The organism is Terrabacter sp. P5_B1 (genome assembly GCF_056400505.1).
In genome coordinates this window covers 1-7,338 of sequence record NZ_JBFULD010000217.1, presented here as the reverse complement: position 1 = coordinate 7,338, position 7,338 = coordinate 1, and the positions used below count along the sequence as shown (strand labels likewise).

General features: G+C 72.3%; 7 protein-coding genes. 2 read left to right on the top strand and 5 right to left on the bottom strand.

The window, feature by feature from the left end:
- Nucleotides 1-38: 38 nt before the first annotated feature.
- The 5 genes from AC1DP0_RS15055 to AC1DP0_RS15035 form a co-directional block, all read right to left on the bottom strand.
- Nucleotides 39-665, bottom strand: coding sequence for a hypothetical protein (locus AC1DP0_RS15055; protein WP_478085482.1), 627 nt, complete (start codon nucleotides 663-665; stop codon nucleotides 39-41).
- Between the two features lie 87 nt (nucleotides 666-752).
- Nucleotides 753-1,979, bottom strand: a complete 1,227-nt coding sequence (locus AC1DP0_RS15050) for an RNA polymerase sigma factor (protein WP_478085489.1) — start codon at nucleotides 1,977-1,979, stop codon at nucleotides 753-755.
- A gap of 114 nt (nucleotides 1,980-2,093) precedes the next feature.
- Nucleotides 2,094-2,534 (bottom strand): YciI family protein, encoded by a 441-nt coding sequence (locus AC1DP0_RS15045; RefSeq protein WP_478085480.1) that lies wholly within the window; start codon nucleotides 2,532-2,534, stop codon nucleotides 2,094-2,096.
- 116 nt (nucleotides 2,535-2,650) lie between these two features.
- Entirely contained in the window at nucleotides 2,651-3,508 is an 858-nt protein-coding gene (locus AC1DP0_RS15040; protein ID WP_478085478.1) for an HAD family hydrolase, read from the bottom strand.
- Between the two features lie 157 nt (nucleotides 3,509-3,665).
- Nucleotides 3,666-5,033 (bottom strand): dihydrolipoyl dehydrogenase family protein, encoded by a 1,368-nt coding sequence (locus tag AC1DP0_RS15035; protein ID WP_478085476.1) that lies wholly within the window; start codon nucleotides 5,031-5,033, stop codon nucleotides 3,666-3,668.
- Between the two features lie 44 nt (nucleotides 5,034-5,077).
- On the opposite strand from AC1DP0_RS15035, the gene AC1DP0_RS15030 reads away from it, so the two are divergent.
- Together AC1DP0_RS15030 and AC1DP0_RS15025 are read left to right on the top strand one after the other, a co-directional pair.
- Nucleotides 5,078-5,986: a sulfite exporter TauE/SafE family protein gene (locus tag AC1DP0_RS15030; RefSeq protein ID WP_478085486.1), complete on the top strand. Its 909-nt coding sequence runs from the start codon at nucleotides 5,078-5,080 to the stop codon at nucleotides 5,984-5,986.
- Between the two features lie 197 nt (nucleotides 5,987-6,183).
- Nucleotides 6,184-7,338: phytanoyl-CoA dioxygenase family protein (locus AC1DP0_RS15025; protein ID WP_478085472.1), on the top strand; the 1,155-nt coding region annotated here is incomplete at its 3' end.

Below are 7,338 nucleotides of genomic sequence, written 5' to 3'. Positions count from 1 at the left end.
CTCGACGGGGGGAACCGTCTGCGGCGGGGCGCCGCGGCTCAGCTCGTCGCGCTCGGGGAGGGTGCGCTGCCGGGCTGGGACGTCGTGGCCGCGAAGATGACGACGCGCGCCTTCGGGTTCGTCGGTCCGAGACCGGTCACGAGCGCCTTGGAACCGACCTTGACGGCGCCGATCGTCGAGTCCGTGCCCTTGCCGTTCGTGCGGGCGCGGACCTTGGTGTCGGCAGCCACCGCGAAGGTCAGTGAGAAGCCGTCCTTGGCTTTCACGGTGATCGAGCCGGCCGAGACCGCGGTGACGTCGCCGCGGATCGCCTGGTGGGTGACGAAGCCGCTCTTGCTCTTCGTGACCCACACGCCGTGCAGGCCCCGCAGCAGCCGCGTACGCAGCGCCTTGCGGTCGCCCTGACGGGCGTCGGCGCCCGGCGTCGCGCTGTCGACGGCCGGTGTCTCGAGGGCCGCGTCGACGAGATCGACGGTGTCGGCATCAGATACGGCATTCGTCGCGTCGTGCTGCACCTGGCCGGCGCCGACCGCGCTGGTGGCGGTGCCGTTCGCATCGGTCTTCGAGCAGGCGCCGAGGGTGAGGCTGCCGAGGACGAGGACGGCAGCCCCGAGGGCGGTGGAGGAGCGCAGCAGGCCGGTCGTCCGGCGCGTGTCGGTGTTCATGAGACCTACATTCCCCCACGCAGGTGAAGCATCGGTCCGGGTCGTGTTCGGATCGTGTTCGGGCGGTCCCGGCCCCGGGTTGATCGCTCAGACGTGGCCGGCCGCGCGGCGCCGGAGCAGCGCCCTCTCGGCGTCGTTCTGGGTCATCTCGGCGGCCCGGGCGAACTCCGCGCGGGCCTCGTCGTCGCGCCCGAGGCGCGCCAGCAGGTCCCCGCGGACGCTCGGGAGCAGGTGGTAGTCGGCGAGGGCGCCGGTGGCGACGAGCCCGTCGACGACCTCGAGCGCCGCGCCCGGGCTGTCGGCGTAGGACAGCGCGACGGCCCGGTTGAGGTCGATGACCGGCGACGGGCGGATCGCGCCGAGCTGGACGTAGAGCGCGACGATGCGCGCCCAGTCGGTCCCCTCGGCGGTGCGGGCGCGCGCGTGACAGGCCGCGATGGATGCCTGCAGGACGTACGGCCCGGCCACGTCCTGCGCCGTGTCGAGGAGTGACAGGGCGTGGTCGAGCGCGGCGAGCGCGTGCCGGATCAGGGCCCAGTCCCACTGCGTCCGGTCCTGGTCGAGGAGCAGGACCGCCTCGCCGTCGCGGCCGATGCGTGCACGGGTACGTGACGCCTGGATCTCCATGAGGGCCAGCAGCCCGTGCACCTCGGGCTCGCCGGGCGCGAGCGCCGACAGGACGCGGCCGAGCCTGATGGCCTCCTCCATGAGGTCACCGCGCACCCAGTCGCGACCCGACGTGGCGGCATACCCCTCGTTGAAGATGAGGTAGACGACCTCGAGCACCGAGGCGAGCCGCGGGGGCAGCTCGGCACCGGATGGGATCTCGACGGTGATGCCGTCCTGGCTGAGGGTCCGCTTCGCCCGCGAGATCCGCTGCGCCACGGTCGACTCGGTGGTGAGGAACGCTCGGGCGATCTCGCGGGTCGTCAGACCGCCGATCATCCTCAGGGTCAAGGAGATCCGCGGCTGAGCGGTGAGAGCCGGATGGCACGCTGCGAAGATCAGGCCGAGGACGTCGTCGTCGATGTCCTCGAGGGCCGCGTCGAAGTCGCCCTCGGCCAGCTCGGCCACCCTCAGCTCCTCCAGATGTCCGACCTGCTGCAGCTTGCTCGCGAGGTTGACGTCGCGACGGATGCGGTCGATGGCCCGCCGTCGCGCCGTGGACGTGAGCCACGCGCCCGGCTTGTTGGGTATGCCGTCGCGGGGCCACTGCTCGAGGGCCTGCACGAACGCGTCCTGCGCGAGGTCCTCGGCGAGGCCGACGTCGCCGACGAGGCGGGCGACGACGGCCGTCACCTTGGCGGCCTCCATGCGCCAGACCGCCTCGAGCGTGCGTGCGACGTCGTCGGTGCGCGGGCCGGTGGTCGGTGACACCCCGCCACTCTCGCACGCACGTGGGCGGGGTCGGGCGGATGTGCGGATCGGTCAGGCGCGGGCCGCGTTGCGGGCGGCCTCGGCTCGCATCTGCTCCTCGCGCTCGCGCAGCTCGGGGGTGAACTCGTCGCCGAAGTCCTCGGGCGCGAGGACCTGCCGCAGCTCGAGGGCGAGGCCGGGCTCGGGCGCGCACGAGGCCGGCCACCTCCTGAGCCACTCGATGGCCTCCTCGCGGGAGCTGACGTCGATGATCGTGAAGCCGGCGATGAGCTCCTTGGCCTCGGCAAAGGGCCCGTCGGTGACGACCCAGTCGCCCTCCTCCCACGTGACGCGCGCGCCCTTGGCGCTCGGGTGCAGCCCCTGCCCGTCGACGAAGACGCCGGCCTTGAGCATCTGCTCGTTGTAGGCCTGCATGTCGGCGAACTGCTGCTGGGTGCCGGTCTGGCCCTGCTCGGTCTCGGGGCCGGCCGGGACGATGATCATGAAACGCATGGTGGTCTCCTCGGTGGTTCGCTGGGCGTCCGTGCGGGGTCGGTGAGCCCCGCCTCACCCCCACGTCGAGCGGGACGGCCGGTTCTCGACACGCCCAACCGCCTTGTCGACGAACCCTAGAGCTCGAGGCGGACCGTCGCGGCCGACTCGACCCCGTCGCGGAAGGGGACGCCGTCCCGCGCGGCCCGGGCCACGGCCTCGAGGATGGGCGCGAGCCCGTCGTCGTCGACGTGACCGGCGACCTCGTCGGCGACGGCCTTGACCTGGTCGGGAGCGTTGCCCATGGCCACGCCCCACGCGGCCCAGTGCAGCATCTCGAGGTCGTTGCGCTGGTCGCCACAGGCGACGGTGTGGATCGGCTCGACGCGCAGCTGACGCCGGACCAGCTCGAGGGCGCTCGCCTTGGACACGCCCTCGGGGTTGATGTCGAGCCACGCCGACCAGCCGACGGCATACGACACCCCGTGCAGACCGGCACGCTCGACGAGCTCCATGAACTCCTCCGCCGTCGCCTCGGGCTGGCGGAGGGTGACGCGGGTGACGGGGTGGGCGATGAGCTCCTCCCACGGGACCTCGCGCGAGTGACCCATCAGCTCGCCGTCGGGGAAGTGCTTGCTCACCTTGAAGCCCACACCGGGCTCCTCGACGGCGATGAGCGCGTCGGGCAGCGCGACCCGCATCTTCTCGAGCACGGCCCGTGGGTCGAAGGTGACCATGTCGATGATCGAGTAACCCTCTGCCGCATGCCGATCGAGCTGGAGGGTCAGGGCGCCGTTGGAGCAGATGGCGTATCCCTCGCGCAGCCCGAGGGCCCCGAGGATCGGCATCGTTGCGATGATCGAGCGGCCCGTGGCGATGACGACGGCGACGTCGTCCGGAAGGGCACGGACGGCGTCGCGGACGCGGTCGGAGAGCTCACCCATGTGGTTGAGGGTCGTGCCGTCGAGGTCGAGGGCGARCAGTCGCTGTGCCATGCGCTCACCGTATCGCCCGGCGATGGACGGCCACGCAGCCCCGGACGCCCGTCGCCCGGAGGCTGCCGGATCGTCATCCGCCCACCACCCGGCGGCCACTGCGTCAGTGCTGCGCCCGGTGCAGCAGTGACGCAGTCCCCCAGGAGGCCCGGCGTCCTCAAGCGAGGCGGCCGAGGGCGTCCTCGATGCCGCGGTGCAGGGTCGGGTAGGCGTAGATCATCGAGCGCAGCCGCTCGATCGGGACCGCGCCGTGCACCGCGACGGCGAGCGCACCGAGCACCTCTCCCCCGGCCGGTCCCATCGTCGTGGCCCCGACGAGGACGCCGCGGTCGGCGTCGGCGACGACCTTGATGAGGCCGTCGGCCTTCGCGATCCAGCCGCGGGTCGTCTCGCCGAGGGGCGTCAGGCCCACCTGCACGTTGTCCAGCGCGTCTCGGGCCTGCTGCTCCGTCATCCCGGTGGCGCCGACCTCGGGATCGGTGAAGGTGACGCGCGGGAGGGCGGCATACTCCGCCGGTGAGCCGTCGTCGCCGAGGACGTCGCGGATGACGACGCCGGCCTGGTACATCGAGACGTGCGTGAAGGCACCCTTGCCGGTGATGTCGCCGACCGCCCACACCCCGTCGGTGACCTTGCAGCGGTCGTCGACGGGGGCTGTGCGCGAGTCCTTCGCGACGCCGACCGTGTCGAGGCCGACGGCGGCGGGGTCGGCGCGGCGTCCGGTGGCGACGAGGAGCTTCTCGGCCGCCAGGGTCGATCCGTCGGTGAGCGTGACCTGGAAGCCGGACCCGTCGTGGGTGACCCTGTCGGCGCCGACGCCCCGCCGCACCGTGATGCCGTCGGCCTCGAGAGCCTGCTGCAGTGCGGCAGACGCCTCCGGTTCCTCGAGCGCGAGGATGCGGTCGGCGGCCTCGACGATCGTCACGTCGACGCCGAAGCGGGCCATCACCTGGCTCAGCTCACAGCCGATCGCGCCGCCGCCGAGCACGACCATCGAGGCGGGCAGCTCCGTGGCCTCGATGACCTCGTGGTTGGTCCAGTAGGGCGTGTCACGCAGGCCCTCGATCGGCGGCACGGCAGCGGTCGTGCCGGGGTTGACGACGATGCCCGTCGTCGCGGCGTAGGCGGTGCCGTCGACGTCGACCCGGCCCAGACCGGCGATGCGCCCGGTGCCGCGCACGAACGTCGCCCCCTTGCCCGTGAGCCGGTCGACGGCGACCCGGTCGTCCCAGCTGTCGGTGGCCTCCTCGCGGATGCGCTTGGCGACGACCGACCAGTCGGGTGTGACCTGACCGACCGAGCCGGCGAGGCCGTCGACGCGACGCGCCTCGCCGAGGGCGTCAGCCGCGCGGAGCATCATCTTCGACGGGATGCAGCCCCAGTACGGGCACTCGCCGCCGACGAGCCTGCGGTCGACGCCGAGGACGCGCAGGCCCCGCTCGGCGAGGCTGCCGGCGACGTGCTCACCGCCCGGACCGAGGCCGATGACGATGACGTCGAAGGTGTGGTCGCTGTCGGTAGCCATGCCACAGCCTTACCCGTCCTGGCCGCGCTGGGAAGAGCAGGGCCCTGCGAGGCGAGGACGCTGCCGATGACGAGGGCGCCGACCGACGAGAGCACGACGGCGGGGAAGCCGGCCGCGAGGAAGAGCAGCGCGTAGAAGACGCCGATGTTGAGCGACCCGAGGACGAGGGAGCGCCACTGCTGCGTCACGGCATACGTCGATCCCCAGATGGCGGCGGGGAGCGCCGTCAGTGCGACGTTCGCCCGGCTCGCCGGGCGGCTCCCGAGCACTTCGCCAAGACCGCCATCGGGGGCGTCGGGAGCATCGCCGTCGCGATCTTCGCGCTCGTCCTGCCGACCAAGGAGTCGACGGCGGCCATCCTGCTGCTGCTCCTCGTCGGTGACGTCGTGGCGGTGTGGCACTACCGCCGCGACGCCGACCTCGGACTGCTTAAGCGCCTCATCCCCGCCGTGCTGCCGGGCCTCGCACTCGGAGCCCTCTTCCTGGCCCGGGTCGACGACACGACGCTGCGCCGAGCCATCGGCGGACTGCTGCTCGTCCTCGCAGCGCTGCAGCTCGTGCTGACCTGGCGCTCACCCGACACGGCCCGCGTGGGCGCCTCGAAGGCTGCCGCGATCGGCACGGGTGCGGCCGCCGGCTTCGCGACGATGACGGCGAACGCCGCCGGGCCCGTCATGACGCTCTACCTCGTCGGGCAGGGCGTCGAGAAGCGCCGCTTCCTCGGCACGAGTGCGATCTTCTTCTTCGGGGTCAACCTGTGCAAGGTGCCGTTCAGCGTCGGGCTCGGTCTCTTCAGCGTCGAGACCTTGTGGCGCGCGGCACTGCTCGCTCCGCTCGTGCTCGTCGGGACCTGGGTGGGGCTGCACACGGCACGTCGCCTCAGCCAGACCCGCTTCGACCAGGCCGTGCTCGCTGCGACCGTCGTCTCGGCGCTGGCACTCGTCGTCCGCTGACGCCAGGGGGGCGACCCTCAGACCGGCAGCAGGCGGGCCCGATGTCGCGCACACGGTGCGTCCGGGGCTGCTGCCGGGCCACGCCGCCCACGGCGGCGGGGCTGAGGGCTTTCTGTTGGGTTTCCGGCCGTCGGCGACGGGCCCGGCGCCGCATGCTGGGAACAAGGCCCCAGACCATGCCCACCGAGGAGGACATCGTGACCGTCACCACCGACCGCAGCCCCCACTGGCTGCTCCCCGAGGACTGCCGCCTCGAGGACCTCATCGAGGTCCTCGCCGACCGCACCCGCCGAGCCGACTATCCGCACGCGGCGCGGTTGGAGCGCGACGTCGTCGTCTACGACGCGAGCCGGCTGGACGGCATGCTCCATGACTCGTCCACGCTCCGCGAGCTGCTCGCGGAGCTGGCCAGAGCGCTCTCCGACGGGCCGGGCATCGTCGTGTTCGAGCAGGCCTTCGCCGCCGACACAATCGACCGCGTGACTGCCGCCTTCGACGCCATGATCGCCGAGCATCGTTCGGCAGGAACGCGGTCCGGTGACCACTTCGGCAAGCCCGGCGCGAACGACCGCGTCTGGAACGCCCTCGAAAAGCTCGCGGTCGCGGACCCCGAGGCYTTCGTCGACTACTACTCCAACGACGTCGTCGCCCTTGCCGCGACCGCGTGGCTCGGGCCCGGCTACCAAATCACCTCGCAGGTCAACGTCGTCAACCCCGGCGGCGCCGGCCAGACCGTGCACCGCGACTACCACCTCGGCTTCCAGAGCGGCGAGGTCTGCGCGCGCTACCCCTCGCACGTGCACGCGCTCTCGCAGGTGCTGACGCTCCAGGGTGCGGTGGCGCACTGCGACATGCCGGTCGAGTCCGGGCCCACGCTCTACCTCCCGCACAGCCAGAAGTACGCCCACGGCTACGTCGCCTACCAGCGGCCCGAGTTCCAGGCCTATTTCGCCGACCACCACGTGCAGCTGCCCCTCGGCAAGGGCGATGCCGTCTTCTTCAACCCGGCCCTGTTCCACGCGGCCGGCTCGAACCAGTCGCCCGACATCCGACGCATGGCCAACCTGCTCCAGATCTCGTCCGCCTTCGGGCGGGCCATGGAGACGGTCGACCGGCAGCGCGTGGTGGAGTCGGTCTATCCGGCGCTCGTCGCAGCCCGTGCAGGGGGGCGGCCCGAGCGGGAGGTCGCAAACGCCGTCGCGGCGAGCGCCGAGGGCTACGCCTTCCCGACGAACCTCGACCGGGACCAACCGCTCGACGGGCTCGCCCCGCCGAGCCAGGCCGACGTCGTGCTGGCGGCCCTCGCCGACGGCATCGGCGCGGACGAGCTGCACGGCCGGCTCACCGCGCAC